The 24,293-nt window shown below is 64.7% G+C and carries 17 protein-coding genes and 5 pseudogenes; 8 read left to right on the forward strand and 14 right to left on the reverse strand.

Translation table 11 applies throughout. The features are described 5' to 3' along the window. Positions 1-255: 255 nt before the first annotated feature. From JVH1_RS37780 to JVH1_RS37790, 3 genes and pseudogenes are all read right to left on the reverse strand, one after another. On the reverse strand, positions 256-393 hold the full coding sequence (locus tag JVH1_RS37780) for a hypothetical protein (protein WP_157173916.1): 138 nt from the start codon (positions 391-393) through the stop codon (positions 256-258). A 116-nt stretch (positions 394-509) separates the two neighbouring features. Continuing rightward, a pseudogene (locus tag JVH1_RS37785) lies at positions 510-1,002 on the reverse strand (WS/DGAT domain-containing protein); the annotation flags it as partial. Between the two features lie 231 nt (positions 1,003-1,233). Beyond that, positions 1,234-1,408, reverse strand: a pseudogene (locus tag JVH1_RS37790) (winged helix-turn-helix domain-containing protein); the annotation flags it as partial. 323 nt (positions 1,409-1,731) lie between these two features. On the opposite strand from JVH1_RS37790, the gene JVH1_RS37795 reads away from it, so the two are divergent. From JVH1_RS37795 to JVH1_RS37820, 6 genes and pseudogenes are all read left to right on the forward strand, one after another. Next, positions 1,732-2,253, forward strand: coding sequence for a hypothetical protein (locus JVH1_RS37795; protein ID WP_009472997.1), 522 nt, complete (start codon positions 1,732-1,734; stop codon positions 2,251-2,253). Between the two features lie 241 nt (positions 2,254-2,494). Continuing rightward, positions 2,495-3,193 carry an MgtC/SapB family protein gene (locus JVH1_RS37800; RefSeq protein WP_009472998.1) on the forward strand — a complete coding sequence of 233 codons (699 nt, stop codon included), beginning with the start codon at positions 2,495-2,497 and terminating at the stop codon, positions 3,191-3,193. A gap of 193 nt (positions 3,194-3,386) precedes the next feature. After that, positions 3,387-3,575: a hypothetical protein gene (locus tag JVH1_RS37805; RefSeq protein ID WP_009472999.1), complete on the forward strand. Its 189-nt coding sequence runs from the start codon at positions 3,387-3,389 to the stop codon at positions 3,573-3,575. Further along, complete coding sequence (locus JVH1_RS37810; RefSeq protein ID WP_009473000.1) at positions 3,530-4,018, forward strand: MFS transporter; 489 nt, start codon at positions 3,530-3,532, stop codon at positions 4,016-4,018. The genes JVH1_RS37805 and JVH1_RS37810 overlap by 46 nt, the downstream gene beginning before the upstream one ends. A gap of 20 nt (positions 4,019-4,038) precedes the next feature. Next, a pseudogene (locus tag JVH1_RS37815) lies at positions 4,039-4,922 on the forward strand (AAA family ATPase); the annotation flags it as partial. Further along, a pseudogene (locus JVH1_RS37820) lies at positions 4,900-5,267 on the forward strand (alpha/beta hydrolase); the annotation flags it as partial. The pseudogenes JVH1_RS37815 and JVH1_RS37820, both read left to right, overlap by 23 nt. A gap of 675 nt (positions 5,268-5,942) precedes the next feature. Here the strand turns inward: JVH1_RS37820 and JVH1_RS37825 are convergent. The 4 genes and pseudogenes from JVH1_RS37825 to JVH1_RS37840 all read right to left on the reverse strand — a co-directional run bounded on the left by JVH1_RS37825 (position 5,943) and on the right by JVH1_RS37840 (position 10,044). Then, positions 5,943-7,280, reverse strand: coding sequence for an MFS transporter (locus JVH1_RS37825; protein WP_237735082.1), 1,338 nt, complete (start codon positions 7,278-7,280; stop codon positions 5,943-5,945). 616 nt (positions 7,281-7,896) lie between these two features. After that, positions 7,897-8,478: an NAD(P)-dependent oxidoreductase gene (locus JVH1_RS37830; protein ID WP_043777624.1), complete on the reverse strand. Its 582-nt coding sequence runs from the start codon at positions 8,476-8,478 to the stop codon at positions 7,897-7,899. 173 nt (positions 8,479-8,651) lie between these two features. Beyond that, positions 8,652-9,413: an SDR family NAD(P)-dependent oxidoreductase gene (locus JVH1_RS37835; RefSeq protein ID WP_009473008.1), complete on the reverse strand. Its 762-nt coding sequence runs from the start codon at positions 9,411-9,413 to the stop codon at positions 8,652-8,654. Between the two features lie 129 nt (positions 9,414-9,542). After that, positions 9,543-10,044: pseudogene (locus JVH1_RS37840) on the reverse strand (carboxymuconolactone decarboxylase family protein). Between the two features lie 47 nt (positions 10,045-10,091). Between JVH1_RS37840 and JVH1_RS37845 the strand changes: the two are divergent. Further along, on the forward strand, positions 10,092-11,531 hold the full coding sequence (locus JVH1_RS37845; RefSeq protein ID WP_043777627.1) for a PLP-dependent aminotransferase family protein: 1,440 nt from the start codon (positions 10,092-10,094) through the stop codon (positions 11,529-11,531). 177 nt (positions 11,532-11,708) lie between these two features. Here JVH1_RS37845 and JVH1_RS37850 read toward each other — a convergent pair whose 3' ends face one another. Beyond that, positions 11,709-12,248 (reverse strand): TIGR00730 family Rossman fold protein, encoded by a 540-nt coding sequence (locus tag JVH1_RS37850; RefSeq protein ID WP_043777661.1) that lies wholly within the window; start codon positions 12,246-12,248, stop codon positions 11,709-11,711. Between the two features lie 726 nt (positions 12,249-12,974). Further along, positions 12,975-13,148: a hypothetical protein gene (locus JVH1_RS37855; RefSeq protein WP_157173917.1), complete on the reverse strand. Its 174-nt coding sequence runs from the start codon at positions 13,146-13,148 to the stop codon at positions 12,975-12,977. Between the two features lie 330 nt (positions 13,149-13,478). On the opposite strand from JVH1_RS37855, the gene JVH1_RS37860 reads away from it, so the two are divergent. Further along, complete coding sequence (locus JVH1_RS37860; RefSeq protein ID WP_043777631.1) at positions 13,479-16,220, forward strand: helix-turn-helix transcriptional regulator; 2,742 nt, start codon at positions 13,479-13,481, stop codon at positions 16,218-16,220. A 441-nt stretch (positions 16,221-16,661) separates the two neighbouring features. On the opposite strand, the gene JVH1_RS37865 is transcribed toward JVH1_RS37860, so the two are convergent. The 5 genes from JVH1_RS37865 to JVH1_RS37885 all read right to left on the reverse strand — a co-directional run bounded on the left by JVH1_RS37865 (position 16,662) and on the right by JVH1_RS37885 (position 23,793). Beyond that, entirely contained in the window at positions 16,662-17,615 is a 954-nt protein-coding gene (locus tag JVH1_RS37865) for an FHA domain-containing protein (RefSeq protein ID WP_009473016.1), read from the reverse strand. Further along, positions 17,602-18,282: a glycosyltransferase family 4 protein gene (locus JVH1_RS37870; protein ID WP_009473017.1), complete on the reverse strand. Its 681-nt coding sequence runs from the start codon at positions 18,280-18,282 to the stop codon at positions 17,602-17,604. The genes JVH1_RS37865 and JVH1_RS37870 overlap by 14 nt, the downstream gene beginning before the upstream one ends. Before the next feature lie 72 nt (positions 18,283-18,354). Further along, a complete protein-coding gene (locus tag JVH1_RS37875; protein WP_009473018.1) occupies positions 18,355-18,993 on the reverse strand; it encodes an HD domain-containing protein in 639 nt (212 codons plus the stop codon). Between the two features lie 245 nt (positions 18,994-19,238). Beyond that, positions 19,239-20,216, reverse strand: coding sequence for a sigma-70 family RNA polymerase sigma factor (locus JVH1_RS37880; protein ID WP_009473019.1), 978 nt, complete (start codon positions 20,214-20,216; stop codon positions 19,239-19,241). A gap of 775 nt (positions 20,217-20,991) precedes the next feature. Further along, positions 20,992-23,793, reverse strand: a complete 2,802-nt coding sequence (locus JVH1_RS37885; RefSeq protein WP_083849695.1) for a LuxR family transcriptional regulator — start codon at positions 23,791-23,793, stop codon at positions 20,992-20,994. Positions 23,794-24,293 lie beyond the last annotated feature (500 nt).

A 24,293-nucleotide genomic window follows, 5' to 3' on the forward strand; every position in this document is an offset into this window, starting at 1 on the left:
AGATCACCACGGTCAGCACGATGAACACGAGAACAGACATCTGTCATCTTCCTTCGCGGCACACTCTGCGAGGGTGCCCGCCGGTCGGCGGGTGGTTGAATGTCGCTGTCGCCACCGCACGTGCACCAGCAAGTTAACTCGTTGTCCGGCCAGAATCGAGTTCGTTGACGGATCCTTAGCGCCGAAAAGCGCAATATTGACGTTTCCTTTACGCGCTGGGCAGGGGCGGCCGTGTGCCTCCGGCCCCGGAACCCCTCAGCCCTCTCTACGCTGTCGTCGTCTTCGGCCAGTCCGCACGTCCTCCACGCCGAGATTACCGGTCTCGACCGCGGCAGGTACCTCCACGGGCGCGAACATCGCTTCGATACGGGCCTTGATCTCCTCGGTGCTCATCGAACTCCTACTGGCCCCGCGGCCGCGACGCGGGGCGGCGGGTGTGCCCGTGGTTTCCATGAATAACTGTTCCTTGTCTTCGTATCTGGCGAATCCGACTGCGGTGCTCCGCGACGTCAGATTCCAGCAGCGTGTTCGAGTGCACGTGAGGCGTCGCCCAGGTGGGTCGTCAGCGTGTGCAGCTGCCGGCGCGGCACGGCGGCTACCGGTGATCCCGAAGGAGACGGTGTCGTCGTTGCTGGTACAGGTGATGTTGAGTCCTTGCCCGTCGACCGGGATCGAGAGCGGGTACAACGCGTCGAGGCGCGCCCCGTTCCAGTACAGGGGGTGGCGAGGACCAAGCACGTTGGAGATGATCAGGTTAAACGGTGGACGCAGCAGCGGGCGTACTCCCTGTCGGCGCTCGGGCCGCAGGTTGTGCCCGAACAGCATGCTCGCCCCGGCAGGACCCGCGCCGAGTGCGCTCATCGCCAAGATCTGTGCACCGCTCATCGCAGCCATCGCCTGTTTGCCTTGCATGCAGGTGCGCACGGTGTCCAGCCGATCCGCAGGCTCGGGGAGGTCGGTTCCGAGATTGCACATCAGCACCCCGGCGTCGTTGCCGCCGCTCTCGACGCTGCTTCAATGAAAGGATCCTCGGTGGTTCGGGGAAGTCATACGGCCGGGCCGCAGTCGGGCGCGAAACCGACTGCAGCCCCGCCATTTCGAGAATGCACCGATCGACCTCATCCGGCAGAGTGGCTTGACGACTTCTTTGCGTCCGGTGCCGGGTCCTTGACTCGGCGACGACGTTCGTTGCCGCCGCAGGGTGTCAGAGTTCGAGGCGGTATCACGGGCCGGCCCGGTCTCGGTCACCAGATGCCGGGTGTGGGCCGGATCCGGTTCGAGTTTGCGCCGCAGCTGCGCGAGAAAGATCCATAGTTGGTGGGTTTCGGTGGCGTACGCCGTTCCCCATACCGCGTGCAGGATGCCTTTTCTGGCCGACGAGTTTCCCGGGTGTGCGGGCGAGGAGTTCACCGTTCCCCATCGCTTTCTTGCTCTCGCTGAGCCGCCGTGATGTTGCGACCGCCGCGCAGAGCAGATACCCGTGTTCCCTTGGTCTCGTCGACGAACACCGCTCATCGCCGAAAAGTTCAGGATCGGCAGGGTGACGGCCGACGGCCCAGACGATCATGCAGGACGGGCACAGCGCAGTGCTGCAAAAGTGGCGTCAGAATCGGTGCTGTCGGCGTCATGGAAACGTCAGGACCAGATCTGACGTCCTGTTGGCGGTGTAGGTGTGAAGGTCGTTCTCCCGTGTGATCCACTGTGGACACTTGAGGGGTCGAGGAGTTTGCGATGACCGTTTATCACCCGTTCGCCCACGCACGCGAAGCCCACGAGCACGTCGGTGACCCACACACCACCGTCCCGGACGTCACGATCCCTCATACCATCGGAGAGCGACCCACGGTGTTGGTTCCGGTGTCCGGAGTGGACGAGGTGAGCCGGATGGCGCTCTCTGCTGCGGTCACCATGACATCTCAGCCGGTCGCGATCCGCGTCTGTCACCCACACGAATCCACCACGGAGTTCACTCGGCAGTGGCAGAGCCGATACCCGCATACCCGGCTGATACTGATCGAGGACACCGACGACTCTGTCGGGCTCTCGCTGGCCCGGTATGTCCGCACCCATTTCCCCCACCGGCACACCTTCGTGGTGCTGGCCACCATCGAACCCGCCACCGCCTGGCACCGGCTCCTGCCCACCCACCGTGCCGACGGGGTTACGCACGCGCTGCGCAAGCACAGCAATGCGAACGTGTGCCAGCTGGTGTTCCACGTCGACCCGGCACACCTGGATCCGGCCCTGGCGTAACCGGTGGTGAGTGCCGTGCCGTCTGCACCGGAGTCAGCGGAAAGGCCGCGTTGAGTCCTGTTCCAGGACAGCTGCTTCGGAGCAGAAGGAAGGGGGTGGGGCCGAGCGGTTGGCGGATCGCGACAAGGACCGCCGATCGGACTGTGCTGCTCACCCTGTTGAGCTCAACCAACCCCGAGCATGTCAAGGTACCTCGCCTAAGTCGACGAGTAGCGAGGCGTCCCCGAAAACAGGAGCAGCAGTGACCGGCGTCAGCGTTGAGCTCGTTCCATTGGTGGTGGCGTTCGTGCTGTCCTCGATGATCGGTATTGAACGGGAAATGCGCCACAAGGTCGCCGGGTTGCGCACCCACGCGCTCGTCGGCATGGGTGCGGCGATGTTCATGCTGATCAGCAAATACGGCTTCGACGACATCCTGGATCCTGGCCGAGTGATACTCAACCCGTCCCAGCTGTCGGGGCAGATCGTCACCGGAATCGGATTCCTGGGCGGTGGGATCATTTTCGTGCGCCACGGAAGCGCACGAGGCATCATCACGGCCGCAAGCATCTGGGTGGTGGCAGCCGTCGGCATGGCCGCCGGGGCCGGCCTCTACACCCTTGCCGTCGCGGGCACCATCGGCGAGCTGATAATCACCCTGGCGTACACGCCGGTGACCGAGCGGCTCAGACGCAACCAAGACGTCGTGGGAGAACTGGCATTGACCTATCGGCAAGGCACCGGAGTGCTGCGTCAGGCCATGACCGAGCTGACCCGCATCGGATGCACCGTGGAAGCCCTGAGCGTCCTACCGACCAGCGACGCTGCCGACACCGTCTGCGTGGTACTCGAAGTGCGCGGCCCAACGAAGATGACTGAGATAGCCACGAATCTCGCGCAGATTCCCGGGGTCGTCGCGGCACGAACCGGTCCTGCATCCAATGCCACATATGCGCATTGACCCCGGCACGCACAACCCGGCGAACACGTAAGCGCCGTATGCGCACGCCGTACACGTCGATTCGAGAACCCATGATCACTGTCCGCTCACCCGGCAGGCCGAAGCACTCGGCCGTGTCGGCTGTGATGTGGAACGTGGCGATGAACAGGCGCGCTGGCACGGCTGGCCGCCCTCAGGCACCCCAAACCCCTGAGTGCACACCGACCACCCCATCGTCTCCGCGAGCCTCCGAACCGCGCTGTCCGCGCTTCTGGTGATCATCGGACTCGTTCTCCGGGTGTTCGTCACCGAGACGCCGATGTTCGAGCAGGCGAAGGACGCCAACATGACGCACCAGTGCGTGCACCGCTCAGCGAGGCTGTTCGTGACCATTGGCGTCTGATCATTCTCGCCGCGGTGACCCGATTCGGGGAAAGCGCCGGCTTCTATATCTTCTCCCTGTTCGTAATCACCTACGTCACCCAGATGCGGGATCTGCCGCGCAGCGTCGGCTCGAACCCCGTCCTGGTCGGAATGGTCGTCGCGCTGGCGGCCATCCCCGCATTCGCGATCCTCGCCGACCGTATCGGCCGACGCCCCATCTACATCGGTGCGTCCCTGGCCACGATCGGGTGGGCCTTCGCGTTCTTCGCGCTTCTCGAGACCGATAGCTCCGCCGCCATCATGCTGGCGGTCGCTGGCGGCCTTCTGATCTTCGCGGCCTGTAGCGCCGTCATCGGCGCCTTCTTCTCCGAGCTCTTCCCGACGCGCGTGCGGTATCCCGGCGGTGTCGCTGGCGTACAACCTCGCATCGGTCCTGGCACCACTTTGTCCAACGGAGAGTGACAAATGTGATGCTTCCTATCGTCCGGGGCAAGGTGGGAAACTTGCCGGTGGAATTGACCAGTTTCGTGGGTCGTCGCCGCGAGTTGACGGAGACGAAGGGGCTGCTGTCGGTCACCCGTCTGGTGACACTGACGGGCGTCGGTGGTGTCGGCAAGACACGACTGGCATTGCGTGTGGCCGCGAACGTGCGCCGCGCCTTCGATGACGGTGTGTGGCTGATCGAGCTGGGGGAGCTCCATGACCCGGAACTGTTGGCGGACACCGTTGTCGTCGCATTGGGGTTGCGGGAGCAGTCCTCCAACCCGTCGCTGGAGTTGCTGGCCGAGCATCTCGGCGACCGGCGGGTATTGCTCGTGCTGGACAACTGCGAGCACCTGGTGGAGGCGGTCGCGGTGCTGGCCGAGACGTTGCTTCGCCGGTGCCCTGGGCTGCGCATTCTGGCAACGAGCCGCGAACCGCTGGGCCTCGGCGGAGAAGCTGTGATGCGGGTGCCGCCCCTGACAGTCCCCGATCCGGATCGCCCACCAGCGTTGCAGGGTCTGCCTGGGTACGATGCTGTCACGCTGTTCGTGCAGCGGGCCGAGGCTGCGGCACCTGGATTTGTGCTCTCGGAGGCCAACCGGGTTCCGGTCACCCTGATCTGTCAGCGCCTGGATGGGCTGCCACTGGCCATCGAGTTGGCGGCGCCCACCTGCGGGTGCTGTCCCCGCAACAGATTCTGGATCGGCTGACCGATCGCTATCGGCTGCTCACCGCAGGCAGCCGCGGTGCTCCGGCCCGCCAGCAGACCCTGAAGCTGTCCATCGACTGGAGCTACGACTTGTGCGAACCGGTGGAACAGCAGCTGTGGGCACGGCTGTCGGTGTTCGCCGGTGGCTTCGAGCTCGTTGCACTGGTGCGAGTGGGAAGACACCCATGTTTCCCTGGTACCGGGCTGGGCGCCGCTGCCCCGATATCGGGATCCCACGTTCCGGATGGTGTTCGCGCGTCTAGCACTCATTACTGGGGCAACGACCACTTCCTTGCGGAGAACCAGCTCCGCGACGGAATGAGTGTGCTGGCCGGAATTCCGACCGTGCTCGTCCATGGCCGGTACGACGTGTCCGGCCCTCTCGACACGGCCTGGGAACTGTCTCGCCTGTGGGAAGGGAGCCGGCTCGTCGTCGTCGAGGATGCCGGCCACGGCGGCGGCAGCTTCACGCACGAACTCGTCGCTGCCATCAACTCCTCCGCGCACCCACCGGCGTGAAATTTCTATGCAGCGTCTGGTGCGCGGTGTGCTGCGCCCCCACTCGGGTTTCGGTTGGGGCCGTGTGTGTTCGGTGGGATGGTCGGCGTGAGCTGCCGAAGATGGTGCCGAGATCGCTCAGGTCGGGGGGTGTCGTCGGCGGCGGGTGTGGGGTCCTCGCCGGGGACGGTGACGACAGTAGATGCCTGCTGCCCGGTGAACGTGGCGCCCGGGTATGCGCCAGGTACTCCTCGAGACCTGGGTAGTTGGACACCCATATGGCGGGGTCGGTGTGGGTGCGGGAGCAGGAGGCGAGTGCGACGTAGGAGCCATCGGGTACGTCGACCACGGACTGTGTCGTCTCGCCGGATTGCATCTCGCCTGTTTGTGATCGTGTTGCTCAAGGTCGATCCGCTGACGGCGAATGCGTGTGACGTCCGCGGCGCCGGCCGCTGATGCCGGCGCGGGGGGCGCCCAGTAGCAAATATGACGTGGTGGCCGGTGGTGTCGAGTCGGCGCACTTGATCGATCACAGCGTCGCTGATCGGCCGGGGTTCGTGGAGCTAGTGCCGACGATGTCCAGGGCGACGAGCCGTGGGCTAGGGGTTTCCACAAGGGCAATCGTGGGCTCAATGGCCGGGTATTTGTTCATAATTGGTCTGACCTCCTCGTAAATATTGACAGCGCAACCATGCGTCATGGGATCCGAGTAGTCGGTGTTGTGGGTACGGGTTGTGTTTCGTCTTGCTCCGCCATACTTGCGCTATCCGCTCGGAGATCCGAGGGGTGAGCAGATCCAATGACGCTTCGGGTGTTGCGCCCGAGGAGCAACTGCGCTCCGAGGCTGATGAGCGCGAGGAGTATGGTTCCCGCGCTGTACCAGACGACCGTGGGCACCAGGCCGAGTGCGTCTGCGAGTTCGCCGGCGACGACGATGGGCACGCCGAACGCGATGTAGGAGACGACGTAGATTCCGGCGACGACCCCCGCACGCTGATGCTCGGGCGCAAGCGGGAGGATGAGGCGCAGTGATGCGGTGAAGGATGCACCGAAGCCGACACCGGCGATGGCCTGTCCGCTGATCATGATCGCCAGGCTTCCGGCGAGTACACCACTGATAATGCCGATGGCCCCGATGAGGGACGCATAGATGCCGAGGGTCATAGCGTGCCGGGGGTCGAGTCTGGCGAACACCAGCCCTATGACGGCCGATGTTGCCGGCGAGATAAACCCGGATAGGCCGTTGAACAGCCCGCTGTCCAAATGGAAGACGCTGCGAACCATGCTCGGGGCGAGCCCGCCTGAAAGGCCTGCCAGCATCCAGACTGCTGCGATCACGGGCGCTGCCGCGGCGAACTCCCTTCGAGCAGCGAACGGGATCGCGACGCTTGGGATCAGCGAGCGGAGCGCGCCGGGGGCGCGGGACACGCTCTGCGGTGACAGGGCGATGACGACGATCCCGAGGATCGTGATGATGGCGAGGGCGATGAAGATGATCGAATTCGCCGCTGTCGTGAGCTGGATCGCGAGGCCAGCCAGCAAGGAGCCGATGCCGAGACCGCCGGTCAGGCCGACGCTGCCGAGGATCGTGCCCAGTCGCTTCCGGTTCGGAGGGGCGAGTTCGACGAGCGCCGCGGTGAAAGCAGTCGTTGCCGCGCCGGTCGCAACGCCCTGGACGATTCGGCTGGTAATCACCCATCCAATATCAGGGGCGAGTAAGAACATGACGTTCGAAGCGAGCTGAAGGATGAGGGCTCCGATCAGAACTGGGCGTCGGCCGACATGGTCCGAGAGGGACCCCAGCGTGAGGATGGCGGCGAGGAAGCCGACCGCGTAGACAGCGAACGCCAGCGTCAGAAGCGCTGCGGGAAGGCCCCATTGCTCTTTGTAGAGCACCAGCAGCGGGGTCAGCGCGCCCGCGGCTAGATACAAACTAGTGAACGTGATCGCGCCCCCCGTCAACGCCAAGCCGGCGGGTAAGATGCGACGAGGTCGATGCGAAGGCGCCTCGGTGAATACCTGGGATGGTGACACAGAAGACCTTCCGGAGCGGACCAGCCGCGGAGTCGTGGTGGTCGAAGAGTGGTGATTGCTAGCATGAACGGGCGTATGAGAGGTCAGCTGTTCGGCTGGTCAACCCTTTGTCGCGATAGCGCGGGGTTTGAGGTTGAGATTTCTCCCCGACCCAATGTGCTGTTCGATGTCCACAGGCTCGGCGGCACCTCGTTCCGTCAGGTGCAGTAGAGCGCCCTCCTCGGCCTGTAAGTGCTTGTCGCCCCTTTGCATGAGTGCGGATACGGTGGGATGCAGGTCGCTGATCCCGTCGGTCAGGAGGTAGTCATCGCGCGTCTACTTGCCAGGTCTCGATTTGGATTCTTGATGAACACCCCGATGTCGGTAAGCGGCGCGAGGTGTACCGGTACGACTACCTCGGGGGCTTTGACATTTCTGACAAAAGCATCCAATCTCGCTGGTGTCTTGTCGATCTCGAACAGCCGGTGTCGACAACATCCGTCGCCATGGCGGTGGCGCAGTCTTCTCTCAGCCACGTAGAACGATCGGCCAGAGCACATTCACATCTGATCGCCAGTGCGCCACCTTGCTACCCGAATTCTCTACGGCCCGATCTGGGTCCGAAGCGTGGTCGCACTCAGTCGGTGATCACGACGATGCCTGTGGGTTCGCCCAGCGCCTCCACTGTTCGGTCGGCAGCGCGGTCGATGTGCACGCGAGGTTCCGCGGGTTGTTGTTGCTCGTTATAGGTGCCGGGCCCGTAGAACTGTCCATAGCGCAACACAACGCCGCCCTCGGCGAGGACGGACCGCTCGAGGTCTGCGACAGCTAGAGCATCGGGCCCGTCGGGTAGTTGCCAAGCGACGCTTTGAGCCAGGATTTTTGGCGACCCGCTTCGCCGTGCGGCCTCGATCAAATTTCGCGTTCCCTCGGTTCGGATGCGAGCGTTCAGATCTACGAGTTCGCTGATCTGCGCCGCGTCGTCCGGTAGATCGGTCAGCTCGCTCAGCATGATGTCCGGTTCGAAGTCCCGAACGGCCTGGAAAAGTTTGTCCCGGTCGAAGACATCACACAGAATCGGTTCGGCGCCAAACTGCTCCAGCAACTCCATTTTGTTCGATGAGCGTGTCATGCCGCCGACTATGTGCCCGGCCTGAATCAGTCGCGGTATCACACGCTGCCCGATCACGCCGGATGCGCCGGCAAGAAAAATTCTCATGATTACACCTGACCATTTGACCTGGTAGTTTTACGTAGACTTGATTGTTCGGCGGATCGGGTCCTGCTGTCTGAGGCTCATCATCATTCAATTCGTCGGGGAGCGTGGAGCCAACCCTGTAGTTAAGACCGAGTAGAGGCCTGATCTGTGACACAAGCGCGCATACGCCTCGCTCAGATCTTCGACTGGCCGCCGTCGACGAATAACTCGCTACCCGTGATGAACGCGGCCTGTTCAGAGGCGAGAAACACGACTGCATCGGCGAGTTCGGAGGGTCGGCCCAGTCGGCCGAGGGGAACGTGGCTCGCCTCCTGCTCGAGTAGTGCCTGGACCTTCTCGCGGTCGGCAACTGGATCGCCTGCCAATCCGGCGAGACCTGGAGTATCGGTGGGCCCTGGGACGATCATGTTGACTCGAATGTCCCGTGCGGCGAGTTCGATTGCCCACGTGCGGGTGAACTGGCGAAGTGCAGCTTTGCTCGCCGAGTAGACGCCGAACGTTGCAGTGGCCCTGCTGGCCGAAGTCGAACCGGTTACTACGACGGAGGCCCCGGGGCCGAGGAATGGCAATGACTTTTGCACGGTGAAGACGGTTCCCCGCACATTCGCATTGAATGTGTAGTCGAATCCTTCCGGGGTCAGTTGTTCCAGTGAAGCGAAAGTGCCTACCCCTGCGTTGGCGACGACGAGATCGAGTCCCTGTCCACGTTCCTGCACCGCGCTGAACACTCGGTCAAGGTCGTCGAGGTCGGAAATATCACTGCGCACCGCGGTGACCGCATCGCCGAGTTCTCCAACAATTTCATCAAGTTCGGTCTGGCGCCGCCCTGTCGCGAACACATGCGCGCCTTCGGCAACCAGCTTTGTCGCAATGGCGCGTCCAATTCCGGACGTGGCTCCCGTTACGAGCGCCGACTTGCCTTCTAGTTGTCCCATCTCATCTTCATTTCGTTTGGTTCGTTGGGCAGACTCGGTCTGAATGCCCATGAGTTTTCGATAGTTCAAGCGCAGGAACGGAGTTCAGGCGTGATGGCCTATCCTGATTTTGTTCGTCCGGTCAGTGCGCTAGGCGTTCGGCGTGTAGTGATCGGGGACCATGCGGGTGGACACGCCGAAGCGGTTCCACGTGTTGATCGTCGCGATCGCAACGATGAGTCGAGCCAGCTCGGTGTCGTCGAACTCGTTCGCGGCCTTCGCGTACACCTCGTCCGGGACGAACCCGTCCGTGAGCACGGTGATCGACTCTGTCAGCTCGATCGCTGCGATCTCCTTCGCCGTGTAGAAGTGCCTCGACTCCGTCCATGCGTTGAGCTGGATGATCCGCGTCGCCGATTCGCCGGCGGCCACAGCGTCCTTGCTGTGCATGTCCAGGCAGAAGGCGCAGTGGTTGATCTGGGAGGCGCGGATCTTGACAAGGTTGAGCAACGTCGGCTCCACGCCCCGCCTAGCGGCCGTGTCGAGACGGATCATGACCCTTGTAGGCCTCCGGTGCGAACTGTGCCCAGTCCAGACGTGGTGCGTGCTCCGGGAGAAGCTCGGTGATTTCGTGGGTTTGGTTCGTTGTCATGCTCATAACGCTACGCGCGAAGTGGTACCAGAGTACTGTCCAATTCCATGTGCGAATCTCGTACCAATTCTGAGTCCGCGCTGGAGGTCGGGTTCGGCGCTGACCTGCATTTGGAAGTGAACGGACCCAAGCTGCGCGCTGGCCTCACGGACGCACTGCGAGAGGCCGTGCGCACGGGGCGTCTGGCGCCTGGCACGCGGCTGCCGGCGTCCCGCTCGCTCGCCGCCGATCTTGGTATCTCACGAAATACCGTGACCGAGTCCTACGCCGAACTGGTCGCCGAGGGCTGGCTCAGCGCGCAGCAGGGTTCCGGGACATGGGTCGCGAGGCGGGCCGAGGCGCGCACAGCCGCGCCCGCAGCTGCCCGCGCGACGCCGACTCAGCGCCGTCCCACGTACGGACTGCTGCCGGGTTCACCGGACCTCACGGACTTTCCGCGCGTGCAGTGGCTGACCGCGGCCCGCCGCGCTCTGACCGCGGCGCCGCACGACGCCTTCGGTTACGGCGATGCCCTCGGCCGGGTCGAGCTGCGCACCGCCCTAGCGGACTATCTGGCGCGGGCCCGTGGGGTGTACGTCGAGCCGGAGCGGGTCGTCATCTGTTCCGGTTTCCACCATGGTCTGACGCTGATCGCGCAGGCACTGAGGGCGCGGCGGGTGCAGGCGGTGGCCGTCGAGTCGTACGGCCTCGACCTCTATCGTGACCTGCTGACCGGCGCCGGCCTGCGTACCCCGCCCCTCTATGTCGACGAATATGGGGCCCGCACAGACGAGTTGGCACGATTGCGCGGAGTAGGTGCGGTTCTGATGACTCCGGCGCATCAGTATCCGACGGGGGTCGCGCTGAGCCCGGACCGGCGCACGGCGGCTGTCAACTGGGCGCGTGCCACCGGCGGGCTGATCTTGGAGGACGACTACGACGGGGAGTTCCGATACGACCGTCAGCCGGTGGGTGCTCTGCAGGGCCTCGACCGCGAGCGGGTGGTGTATTTCGGTTCGGTGAGCAAGTCGCTGGCGCCGGGGCTCCGGCTCGGCTGGATGGTGCTACCAGAGGAACTCATCCCGGATATCGTGACGGCCAAGGCGCACGGCGACTATATGACGAGTGCGCTGGAGCAGCTGACGCTCGCGGAGTTCATCGCGTCGGGCGCGTACGACCGTCATGTGCGTTCGATGCGGGTGCGCTACCGGCGCCGCCGTGACCAACTGGTCTCGGCCCTGGCGCAGAGGGCCCCCGACGTCCGTGTGACCGGCATGGCCGCCGGGCTGCAAGCGGTCCTCGAACTCCCGCGCGGGACCGAGCGCCCGGTCGTGGAGGCGGCGGCCCGGCAGGGACTGGCGGTCAGCGGGATCGCGCAGTTCCGTAACGAAGTGGCGGACGCCGGGTGGCAGTTGCCCGAGCGGGACGCGTTGGTGGTCAACTATGCAGCTCCCTCGGACAGTGCGTGGGCGGGCGCGCTGGACGCACTGTGCAGGGTGATGCCCTAGACAGGGCGCTGTCGTAGCCCGGATGCTGCGTAAAGTCGCTCTGCGCACGTCGGGCGACGTCCCGATACGCAGTTGAGCATGGGGGGCGCCCCTGGGCGCTGTGTCCTCCGTGGAGCGGTCCACCCTCGACCTGAGGGTCGAAGCGTCTTGCGATCGCGTTCAGGCCCCATGATCCCCTCAGCGACTTCCGACGGTGCCCTCCAGAAAGGCGAGTGCGTCGGCGCCGTCGTCGGCGAGGAAGACCAGTTCCACTAGGGGCACCGGCAAGAACCCCTCTTCCTCCATCCGCTCAAGCTGGAGTATCAACCCGTCGTAGAAGCCCGCCGTGTTTAATAGCGCCACCGGTTTGTCGAGCAGTCCGTGCTTCCTCAACTCCAGGATCTCAGTCGCCTCGTCGAGCGTGCCCAGGCCGCCGACCATTACCACCACCGCATCCGCTCTGTCGAGCAGCAGCGCCTTGCGTTCGGCGAGATCCATGGCGATCACCATCTCGTCGGCGTCCTGCCGGGCAAAGTGCCGGAGAAAGTCGACCGAGATCCCGACGAGCCGTCCTCCTGTCGCGCGCACTCCGTCGGCGACAACCTTCATCAGCCCGGTATCGGATCCTCCCCATACCAGGGTGTGGCCGCCCTTGCCGATAAGTTCTGCGAACTCGCGAGCCGGTCGGGTGTAGCGCTCGTCGAGGTCAGCGGAGGAAAGGAAAACACAAATGTTCATGATCGAACTATATTCAGACAAGAGCTTGATGCCGAAGTCGTAAGCGCGGCAATAGCGGAGGAAACGATCGGAGCCGCGACCGAGGCAATAATTGGCGGTATCGTTTGGGGTGAGGATCGCGACCGCATCACTGCAGAACTGTTGGGGCGAATGACCTGACGGAAACGACCGAGCCTGAGGTGCTTGCGGCGCCCACATTTGGCGCAGGTGACTTGCGCGCCGTCCAATCGCTCTTGCACCCGCGAGTGATGAGGTGCACCACCAGCGACCCCTGGAGGTTAAGTACCCTGATGCAAAAGGGGGCGGAAGTTCAACCATCAGGTGCTGACGATCCTCGGGGGAACCTCAAGTGTAGAACGCACGTACCGTCGGTGCCTGCGGCGTTGAGTGACCCAGCTGACATCGTCACGATGATCGCACGCTCCACGGCCGCCAGGGTATGCAGACATCGAGGGCTTTAGAGCCTGCCCTTGACTGTCAAGCGATTTCGCCTCGTTCGCGGGTACTCATCGAGGACCTTGAGCGCCTTCTTCGTGCGGTTTGGTCCGGAACGGCAGTGGAGGGTTGAGGAGGCTACGCGTCGCTGGTAAGTCTCGACAGTGCCAAAATTAGTAGGCCGCGTCTCGCAATGTTGAGACTCGACATCAAACCTATCTTCCGTCCTGTTCTTCTGGCCATCAGCGCAGTCCGCGTCTGTCAGAAGTGTTGCGACCAATACTCGAATGGTCAGGCCGCGGCGGCACGGCAGATCACCAGCAAAGTGCGTTCGGTGCGGTGCTGCACCAGTACTTTCGTGGCCACGATGGGCGCCCGGTGGTACTCCGATTGGTGCCTACCCCTCGGCAGTCGTGTCACCACACCCTCGACGGTGGCCGCCGCGGTCAGCGCACAATCGTCCACTTCTGGGACCGGAGGGACTGCGGGATCAACGAGGAGTTCCTCGTGCCGAAGAGCCAGGACCGCATTGGAGATCGTCGTGCTTCTGCCCTGGCAGTCCGGGTCGCCTGTGGTTAGTGTTGAACCGTGGCGAGCGCGGTTACGTAACGGATCCTGGTGACTGCATCGGGCCGCTCGCGAGGCAGGCGATGTCGTCCTGCCGTCGCGCAGGGGAACGTCGCCCTTAGCCACACAGTGTGGAGAAGCTGGGCGTACGGCAGCGACCTGGTACACGACCGAAGCAGTCGAGTGCAGCGGCGAGCGTCGTTCGAGAGGTGAGGATTCGGCGAACTGATGTTGTTGGGCAGGGCGACTGCGTGCCGGACCCTCGACCGGCTGCTTTGCGAGACGCGATCGGGGCGCAGCGGCACGTTGGTGTTGCGTGGGGACCCTGGGATCGGTAAGTCAGCCTTGTTGGATTACCTCGCGGAGCGAGCGTCAGGTTGCCAGGTTGCGCGCGCTTGGGGTGTCGAGGCGGAGATGGAGCTGGCGTTTGCTGGCTTGCATCAGCTTTGTGCTCCGATGCTTCACAAGCTCGAGCGCCTACCAACCCCGCAGCGAGATGCGCTAGGGATCGCGTTCGGGTTGCGCGCAGCAGACTCGCCAGATCGCTTTCTGGTCGGCCTGGCGGTCCTGAGCCTGCTGTCGGAGGTCGCAGAGGAGCAGCCTCTCGTCTGCCTGGTCGATGACGTGCAATGGCTCGATCGGGCCAGCGTCCAGGCGCTGGCGTTCGCCGGCAGGCGGCTGCTGGCCGAGCCGGTTCTCCTGGTGTTCGCGGTCCGTGAGATCAGGCAGCAGGAGCTGCTGGGCATTCCTGACCTCGAGGTTGAGGGTATCGGCGATCGCGATGCGCGCGAGCTGCTGGCCTCCACGGTCCGGGGGCGGCTGGATGCGCAGGTACTGGACCGAATTGTGGCTGAAACACACGGCAACCCGCTAGCCCTCCTAGAGTTGCCCAGGGGGCTCACACCTGCTGAGTTGGCCGGCGGCTTCGGCCTTCCCACCCGGCCGCTGGCGAGCCGCATTGAGCAGAGCTTCCGGATGCGCCTTGAGGCGCTGCCGCGCGAGACGCAGCGGCTCCTGCTGACGGCGTCGGCTGAGCCGGTCGGCGACGCGAGCGTGCTGTGGCGCGCGGCTGGATTACTCGGGATCGACCCCAGTGCTGCCGCGCCGGCCGAGGACGCCGGGTTACTCGAGCTGGGTGCCCGGGTACAGTTCAGGCATCCGCTCGTGCGTTCAGCGGCCTACCGGGCCGCGACCTTGAGCGATCGCCGGGAGGTACATCGTGCCCTGGCCGAGGCGACCGACCAACAGGCCGACCCCGATCGCCGGGCCTGGCATCGCGCCCGTGCGGCACCCGGGCCTGATGAGACGGTAGCCGGGGAACTGGAGCAATCGGCCGACCGGGCCCAGGGACGCGGCGGCATCGCGGCGGCAGCGGCGTTCCTGGAGCGCGCGGCCGAGCTGACTCCAGAGCCGACTCGGCTCGGAACACGGGCGCTGGCCGCAGCCCAGGCCAAGTTCGACGCTGGCGCGCCTGACAGAGCGACCGAGCTCCTCGCGACCGCGGAGATGAGTCCGCTTGACGATATGCAGCGGGCGCGGGCGGAGCGGCTGCGTGCCCAGATCACGTTCGCTCGCAAACGCGGCAGCGACGCTCCAGCGCTGCTGCTCGACGCTGCCAGGCGGCTGAGCCTGCTCGATGCCGGGCTGGCCCGTGAGACCTACCTGGAAATGCTCGGCGCGGCGATGTTCGCCGGCCGGCTCGGCGGAGACCGCGGGCTGCGTGAAGCGGCCGAGGCGGCCCGGGCCGCGCCTCCAGGACCGCAGCCGCCCCGGGCGATCGACCTGCTGCTCGACGGTCTCGCGACCAGGTTCACTGAGGGCTACGCAGCGGCAGTACCCACGCTCAAGGCAGCGCTGCGCGCGCTGTGTCGCGACGGCGGCCCCGGCGAGGACGACGCCCGATGGCTTTGGCTAGCGTGCCGAGTCGCAACGGATCTGTGGGACGACGAGAGCTGGCACGAGCTTGCCTCACTTCAGGTCCGGCTCGCTCGTGGTGCCGGCGCGCTCAATGTTCTCCCCATCGCGCTCACCTACCGCGCCGGCGTGTGCGTACACGCCGGCGAGTTCGTCGCCGCGTCGACTCTGATCGATGAAGCGGAGACGATCACACAGGCAACTGGCAACGCGCCCCTCAGGTATACATCGCTGGTGCTCGCTGCCTGGCGTGGGCAGGAGCCCGAGGTACTGAAGCTGACCCAGGCCAGCCTCGACGATGCGACCCGCAGAGGCGAGGGAAGGGCGATCACGCTCGCTGAGTACGCGACCGCAGTGTTATACAACGGTCTCGGCCGATACCAGGCCGCATTTGAGGCTGCACAAAAAGCGTGCGAACATGACGATCTAGGGCTGTGTGGCTGGGCGTTGATCGAGCTGGTCGAGGCGGCCGCCCGCAGTGGCAGGCCGCAGGCCGCCGCTGCAGCGTTGGAGAGGCTCGAGGAGCGGACACAGGTCAGCGGCACCGACTGGGCACTGGGAATAGAGGCACGCTCGCGCGCCCTGCTGAGCGACGCCGACGCCGCCGATGCCCTCTACCGCGAGGCGATCGAGCGGCTCACCCGCAGCCGAATCGTTGTTCATCTCTTCCGCGCACGCCTCCTGTACGGCGAGTGGTTACGTCGTGAGAACCATCGCTCGGCCTCGCGCGAACAGCTTCGTGTCGCCCACGAAATGTTCAGCCACATTGGGGTGGGCGGCTTCGCCGAGCGTGCGCGTCGCGAGCTTCTGGCCACCGGGGAGACCGCACGCAAGCGCACGGTCGAGACCGTCGCCACGCTTACGGCGCAGGAGGGTCAAATCGCCCGACTGGCTTGCGAGGGGTATACCAATCCGGAGATCGGCTGCCAACTATTCATCAGTTCCCGCACTGTCGAGTGGCACCTGCGCAAGGTGTACACGAAACTGGGCATCGGGTCCCGCAGTCAGCTCGGTAACGTGCTGGCCGGCACCGGAAACGCGACGCTGCCGACGTAACGAAGGCCGACGCCTCTACTGATCCGGAGAGGAGTAGGGACCCGGTAGCCTCGAAGAACGCTGCTACGTCGTCGATCCCGTCGCCTCCGATGAGCAACACGTAGCCTGATGAATTTGTGCGCGAGGCGGCTGAAGGGGAGTGCGGCGGGGCAGAGTGCCGGTCGCGTCGGCCTCCTGAACTGAATGATCAATGTGTTGGCCACGCTGTAGTGGCGGCCCTTCGCCGAAAGGGGGGTCACCGTGCCGCGTGTCGTGCCGGCGGTCGTGCTGATCGCTCCTCTCCGTTGCACAACCCGGTCTCGCCGCCCTCGGGGTGCTGAACCACGGTTCTGCTCGCAATGGTCGGATACGAGATGGTCCGCTACGACTAGATCCGTCACGGTCACCGAGTTGAATTGCTGTCGAAGTTAACGAGCTCGGACAAACACGAGCCGGGCCCGTCTAGGGTCGAGACGACCGTAGAGCGGAGGCCCGGGCGATGGCTTTCGTGGCCACTAATAGGGGGTCCGAACCCCGTAGTGCGCGCTCCGGCCGATAGCTGTGGTCGAGCAGCAGGGACCCGACCGCCTCGAATAGTGCTGATATGTCGTCGATCACGTCGCTGCCGATGATCAGGTACCCGCTGCTGGATCCCGCTTCCGCGGACGATAGCGGTTCGACTGTGGGTGCCTTGCTCAGCTCCCGCACGGTGCTCGTGTACTTGTGCGCAAGGCGACTGAATGGGAGGGAGGGGGGCAGGGCGCCGGCCGCGTCGGCCTCCTGGATGATCATCATCGACCGGGCCAGATTCTCGAGCAGATCACCCGTCGAGGTCAGCGTGAACGCGTAGTAGTCACGTTCCCCAGCGCCTCCGGGCATCGATCTGCGAACGCGATCGGCAAGGTCGTGCGCCTCCTCCTTCAGTCGCTCGTCGGTACACCACCGCTGACCCTCGACCACGCTCATGGTGTTCTGCTCGGGCGGGGCGCCGGCCAGGACGAAAAGGTATGCATGTGCCGCCTCTACGTCGAAGATGATGCGGTGCTCCGCGAGAGCCGCGATGAATACCCGCTCCTGCGTCTCCCCGCAGCCGGGGTGGTCTTGGCCGTGGAAGATCACCTCTGTCACACCGATCGAGATGATGTCACCCGATCGAAGGTGTCTCAGGCCGGTCAGCCGTTTGCCGTTGACGAAGGTGCCGTTGCGGGACAATCCGTCATCTATGACAGCCCAGTGCGTGCCCGTCCATTCGATGACCGCGTGCAACCGCGACACCATAGGGTCCCAACTCAATACGATGTCGGATCGGTGAGAGCGTCCCACTGTCACCCGCCCGGCGGCCGCGGACAGCATCCAGTCTCGGTTGCGTCCCTGTTCATCGGTGTAGGACAGGCGGGATTTCTCAATTCGGTTCACGACTATCCCTCGGAATCCTGAATCGCCGACGATCCTGAGCGCCGCTCATTCGCCGATATCGTGTTTCTGTTTCGCCCCGTGATCGCGTCGCGGCGTCACGGGCGCGTGCGGCCATACCGTCCCGGAGTTCGGGTGTGGTGAGGAGCCGCAGCATCGCCTGGGCCATCCCGTACACGTCCCCGGGCCGGTAGACCAGTCCCGCGCTGGTGGGTAGAACCAGCCCCACGGTGGCGGGGTGTTCGGGGACAACCACAGCCCGGCCGGCGGCTAAGACCTCCAGGAGCGTTGTCGCGCCCGAGGTGCTGTTCGGCATCACGAAGTCTGCGGCGGCCATTAGGTCGGTCCACTGCTGCCCGGAGGGATCCTCGACCAGGTGAACGTCGGTCGCGACACTATTTGCGGCGGCCCGCCGCACGACGGTCTCGCGCTGCGCACCGGTCCCGACGAGTACGAGCTGCGCTTCCCGAACCTGCCGCACCACGGTGAACGCCGCGGCCAGTTGCTCGGCATGCTCGGGGTCGTCGAACGGGCCTACCGCCACGATGGTCGGGAGGCCCACGTGTCCGGCCGGCAACTGGTCGAGCATCGGATAGTCGCGTGGGCGGTGCTGGTTGTGCGTCGGCGGACCGGCGTCGGTGGTTCTGGAATGGGACTGTGTGTCGGGCATTCTCAGTTTCCTCTTCGTGAACGGTGAACAATTCGCACCTGTGGGCAATGCGTTTGTCTTGTCGTGACCGACCTATTCGGGCCAGCTGGAGTTCTGGATGATGTCGACGAAATCGATGTGGTGGAAGCCGGGAACGAAGTGCTCGAGCACGTCCGCATTGACGGTGCCGAAGGTGCTGTCTGGGCGATGTCTGAAGCCGTCGGTGAAGGCGTGCAAAATCTCCTTCTTGAAGTTGGGCCGCGGGTGCGCCTGAGTGATCTCCGCGAGGAGCGCTTCGGGAAGATCGCCTCGGCCTATCCCGAGGACATCGGTCTCCACTCCGGCGGTGACCAGTGCAATCTCCGGCGCCAGCCGGTACGGCACTTCCGGTGTGGTGTGCAGCGCGATTGCCTCCCAGACGGTTCGTACGTCGGCGGCGAGGATCCCGCGGCTCGTGAGAAACCGCTCCGCTTCGTCAGCTCCATCGAGCTCGAATCGCTGGGTGTCGCCGCGGAAGGTCTCCGTCAGGCCGAGATCATGGAACATCGCGCCGACATACAGCAGTTCCGGATCGGCTGTTCGCCCCAGTCGCCGACCATGGAGCGATCCGAACAGGAAGACGCGACGCGAATGGTGAAACAGCAGCGGCGGCGCCGCTTCGCGTACGAGTTCGGTCGCATCGTTCGCCAGGGAAGAATCGGGAAGTGCGATACCGGCTATCACCTCGGTCATGATGACCTCCTAAAGTGTTGGTAGTAAACGGAACTCGGGATCATGCATCGTGAATGCGCTCTACGTTCGGCCTCTAGTGTTTCGCTTCGCGGGCTCGTAAGGAGGCGGCTTCCCAGGTCGCCGGTGATTCGCTGGCGGGGTCGGCGGCGGAGCGGATGTGTCGACCACGGCGTGGGCCCGGTCGGTGACGAGGTTGACTCTGCGGTTCGTGTACTCGCACCGTGCTCTCCTGCAAGTGTGTTTCGTCAAACCACAGCAGCGGTGGCGAAATCACTATCGGTGTCGAAATAGTTCGGGCGGACCCATGGCCAGCGCTCGCGATTGTCGGCCAGCCTCTCAGCTGCGTCGTGCGCATCTTTGCGAGCGAGGAGTGCATGCACCAGTGCATCGTGCTGCTCCGGTGTCCGGGCCGGGTTGTCGATATCCGCCTGCAGCTCGTCGTCGGTGTCTTGCTGGACGTGTCGCCAGAACTCACGGTCGGTCATCGAACTTATCGGCTTCCGAGATTCGATGCCCGGTCTGGATGGGTCGACGACATCCTTGGCGAGGAGCTCCTCGAGGTCGGCGAAATTTCCTGCTTGTGCTGCGGAAAAGAACGCCCGTACGAGGCGTCGATGCGCTACCACGTTCATCACACCCCGGTGCTCGCGGCGCGCCGCGATACGATTGCGGGCGCGTTTGACGAGTTGCCTGGTGTTGGCCACACCGAGGTGAAGGATCTCTGAGATTTTCCGGTATGGGTAGTCGAAGGCCTCCCGGAGAACATAAGCGGCCCGTTCCGTGGGCGTCAGTTCCTGCAGTATCAGCATCGCCGATTGGACCTCCTCGCATAGTTCAGCTTCTGCCGCCGGGTCGTTGTGGGGGTCCACCGGCTCAGGAAGGCTGGGGAGGTCGTATGTCTCGTGCCGTTTCCTGGCGGATTGGGCGAGCGTGATGGCTAGCCTGGTGGTAGTTGTCGCCAGGAACGCCGACGGATTGATGACGACCGTGCGGTCGGTGCCTTGCCACCGAAGCCAAACCTCCTGAACGATGTCCTCGGCCTCGCTCGCGCTTCCGAGGATTCGATATGCGATCCCGAAGAGTCGAGGTCGAAGGTTGAGGAAAGCCGAGGCAGCCTGATCAAGGTCGCTGATCTCCCGCCCGCCGTCGCCTGTGTACACGTCTGCACCCTCGCTCGTGTCCTGAATCGGCGTCTGCGTCTGCGTGTCCAGCTTCGCGTCCATGCTCTCGACTCCCTCTGCTCCTGTGTGGTGCCATCTGGCAATGTCACTGCAACTACAGTCGCGCTTCGGGCCTGCTCATCGCGCCCTTGAAGTCCGTGGTCGGCACCCTGGTGCATGGTTGTGGCCACCTAGGGATGGTGATCGTCGAGACCTGAGGCCACCAGGTGAAGGCGGGGATCGATCGTGGTCTGACGGAGAGGAGCACTCGCTCCCAAGCGAAGGTCGAACTGTGAGCATCGGAACTCTGCGCTCCCCGCACACGTCTACGGCGTGAGTGGTTACGCACAGCAGCTGTGGATCTCACCGACAGGCGTGCACACTCCCGGCCATGAGAACCTGCGCCTACGGCCGAGCCGAAGATGCGGTCTTGATTCCCAACTGGCACGGCCGAATGGTCCGTCGGCTGCTGCGACATTTGACCCTCCCGCCGCACGGCCTATTCGACGCGCTACCCGCACCAGCCGAATGATCGGTCGGATCGGTATGTCGGATAAGCATGAGTGTCGACAGTATCCACTGAGGGGCGAGCGGGCGTGCCCCTTGCGCGGCGGCGGTATCAAAACGTCACTTCGCTCTCGTCTTCACACTTGTAGAAATGCAAACAACCACGCCCACAACAAGATTGGTTGTGGCAACGTGTAGCGGCAGCCTCGGCGACAGACGTCATCTCTCGAGCCGTGAGGACCCTACGTGTCTCAAACGTGCGTTGCCACCGCCTTGCCGGTGGCCAGCTAGAGTCCCGCGCCGGGCGCTCGAAGAACGCTTCTGGTCACCGTCAGAGATCGGGTTGGACCGCCCCGACTGCCTGCTCTGCGTCGTCGGGTAGCGTCCCGCGGATCTGTTTGCGGGAACGGATGCCGAGCTTGGCGAACACTTTGCGTAGGTGCCATTCGACCGTGTGCGGGCTGATGAACAGCTGCGCTCCGATTTCCGGATTCGTTAGTCCGTCACCAGCGAGACGGGCGATCTGCGTCTCCTGGGCAGTGAGGGCATCACGTGCTTCAACCGTGCGACTACGTACCGTCTCGCCGGTTGCCTGAAGTTCGCGTCGGGCGCGCTCGGCGAACGCTTCGGCTCCCATGCGGCTGAGCATCTCGTAGGAGATGCGTAAGTGCTCGCGCGCGTCGAGGCGCCGATTCTCGCGGCGAAGCCATTCGCCATACAGCAGGTGGGCGCGGGCGAGATGAACGACGATCCGGGTGCGCTCGAGCCGTTCGATTGACTCGCGGTACAGGGAGTCTGCAGCCTTGCCGCTGGCCAGTAGCGCCCTCGATCTGGCCAGGATGCCCCGGGCCCAGTCGGTGCCGGCGGGAAGCGTTCGTTTCTCGAGCCGCCGCAGGGCTTCGACGGCCCCCTCGTGGGCGCCGCTTCTGACGGACGCCTCGACGAGCTCGACGAGCGACCAACCGAAGAAGCCCAGATCCTCATATTCGCATGCTCGTTGGGCACCGTCGAGGGCGTCCTGGTAGCGGCCGTGACCGTTGTATAGGACCGCGGTCACGTACCCGGCCATCCCAATGATCCTGCCCTCGCCTCTGGCGGTCGCGTTCTCGACGCCGGCCTCGATCATCTTCACGGCCTGAGATTCCTCGCCGCGCCAGGCGGCCAGCACCAGCGACGTGTACTTCGTGCGCGCGTAGCCGGGCGCCTCCGTGAGCGCATCGGCCTCCTCGATCAGGGCGGACGCAGAAGCGAGCTCGCCAGCGTGCAGATGCACGCTTGCGCGATAGACGAGCGCTACGGGAAGGACTCCGAGCGCGCCGGCATCGCGAGCAAGCTGGACAGCACGAGTGGCTAGTTCATGCCATGCCTCGTCGTCCCACAGCTCGTATGCGACCGACTGCGCCATGGGGCATGCCAGCCAGAGCCACCGTCTGATGTCGTCCTCGGTGGGGAGGGTCTCCCGCCGAAGGGCATCCAGCCCGCGCCGCAGTGCCGGCACCCCGGCCGGGTAGCCCTCGGTGAACCGCGTCGCTACTCCTTTCAGGAGAAGATCGAGCGGGCGTGACGGTTGCGGTCCCGGCGGCGCGGCAAGTGCGGCTCGGGCCGCCTCTCGAACTCCGCGCTCACCACCGAGTCGGCCGGCGAAGATCGCCGCCCCGAGCGCTTCGAGGTACGTCTCATGTGCCAATCCGTCATCGAGCCCCTCGAGTCGTTTGGCCGCATCGAGCAGCAACGGCGTCGCGTCACTCCCTCGTCTGCGGGCGAACGCCATCCGGGCCCGTAACCGCGCCAGCCGGGCACGCTGAAGATCGTTCAACGGACTCAACTCCGCCGTTGCGAGAAGGTCGTACGCCGCATCGGGCGCTGCCACCTCGAACTTGGCCTGCGCGGCGGCGAAGGCACGCCTTCCGCGCCGGGCCGGATCAGGCGTCAGCGCGGTTGCTCGCTCCAAAAATGCCGCGGCCGCCGCGACGCCGCCGCGGCCTTGTGCCCGGTCGGCTGATCGCTCCAGCTCGCTGGCGACCGCCTCATCGGGGCCCACCGCCGCGTGCGCACGATGCCACGCTCGACGGTCGGGATCGGATTCAGGATCGGTCGCTTCGGCCAGCGCGCGATGCACCGCCTGGCGGTCACCCAAGCCCGCCGCGCGGTATGCAGCTGAGCGCACCAGCGGATGGCGGAAACGCACTCGCACGCCGAGCTCGATCAGTCCCGCAGCCTCGGCCGGCGTTGCTGCATCGGCTCCGATCCCGAGCCTCTCGGCCGCGCGTCTCAGGAGAGGAACATCGCCAACCGGCTCCGCCGCGGCGGTGAGAAGTAGTTGTTGCGTTTGTGCCGGAAGCGACTGGACGCGCCGCAGGAAGCTCTGCTCTATCTGGCTCGCCAGCGGCCGCGTCTCGGGACTGCTGAACCCGCCCGCCAGCTCCGCAGCCGTCAGCCCCCGAGGCAACTCCAGCAGGGCGAGCGGGTTGCCGCGCGTTTCGGCGATGATCCGGTCTCTCACGCGCTCGTCCAGTCGCCCGGGTAATGCCGCGTCCAGCAGCGCACGGGCATCGTCGTCGCGCAGCCCCTGGACCGTGAGCTCCTGCAGCCCCACAAAGGCGCGGTCGTCGCGAGTCCCGCGCACGGCGAACACGAGTGCGACCCGCTCCGCGAGGAGACGGCGGGCGACAAAGACGAATGTTTGCGCGGATACGCGATCAAGCCATTGCGCATCATCGACGAGGCACACGATCGGTTGCTTCTCGGCGGCCTCGGCCAGCAGGTTGAGCACCGCCAGCCCAACCAGGAAGCGGTCCGGCGGGTCCCCGGCGCTGAGGCCGAGCGCTACGGCCAGCGCATCGCGCTGAGGGGCAGGGAGGTGATCTAGATGGTCCAATAGCGGCGCGCATAGCTGCTGCAAACCAGCGAACGCGAGTTCCATCTCGGACTCAACGCCCGCCGCTCGAGCGACGCGACATCCTTCCGCGTGCTCTGCCAGGTATTCCAACATCGCGGTCTTGCCGACACCGGTCTCGCCGCGTAAGACCAGCACCTCACTCTCGCCGGCCTGCACACCCGCCACCAGGCGATCCAGCGCCGCGCATTCGCTTCGTCGACCACGCAGGTTCAGCCCCGGTTCATTGTTCGACATCAGCACCGCCACCTCGTCGCGTATTTTACGCGCGACCGCGAATAGTCGGGGGTGAACTACGTCGAGTACAGGATCGAACCGGAAGAGAACAGGTTCTGCGGGAACGTGCGGAGCGGGATCCGGCGAGTCCTGACGTTGGTGCTCTGTAGACGCCTCAATCGCCACCGGCTGTTTACGGCATCTGAGGCAACTTTGACCAGCCGCGATCCGTGTGGTCTCGAGGCAGTGGACGCCTTACTCAATTTTCGGGCGCCGAACCAGCAACTGGCTCGCGTAGCCCCGCTGAACCGCACAGTGCAACTTCGGACACCGCCACACCGGACTCGCAGTATCCGACGGTTCAGCCGAATACCCATACCCCTGGAAATTGTGCGTGAACTTCAAACCGATGGACTGCGCCGTCGATGATCTGCCATGGTGACCCTTTCGGAACTCTGCCGCGACATTCGAAGGCCTGCGGTCACAAACTAGGACCGGACAGCGGCCTCGCCTGTTACAGG

Source organism: Rhodococcus sp. JVH1, from assembly GCF_000280725.2.
GTDB lineage: Bacteria > Actinomycetota > Actinomycetes > Mycobacteriales > Mycobacteriaceae > Rhodococcus_F > Rhodococcus_F jostii_A.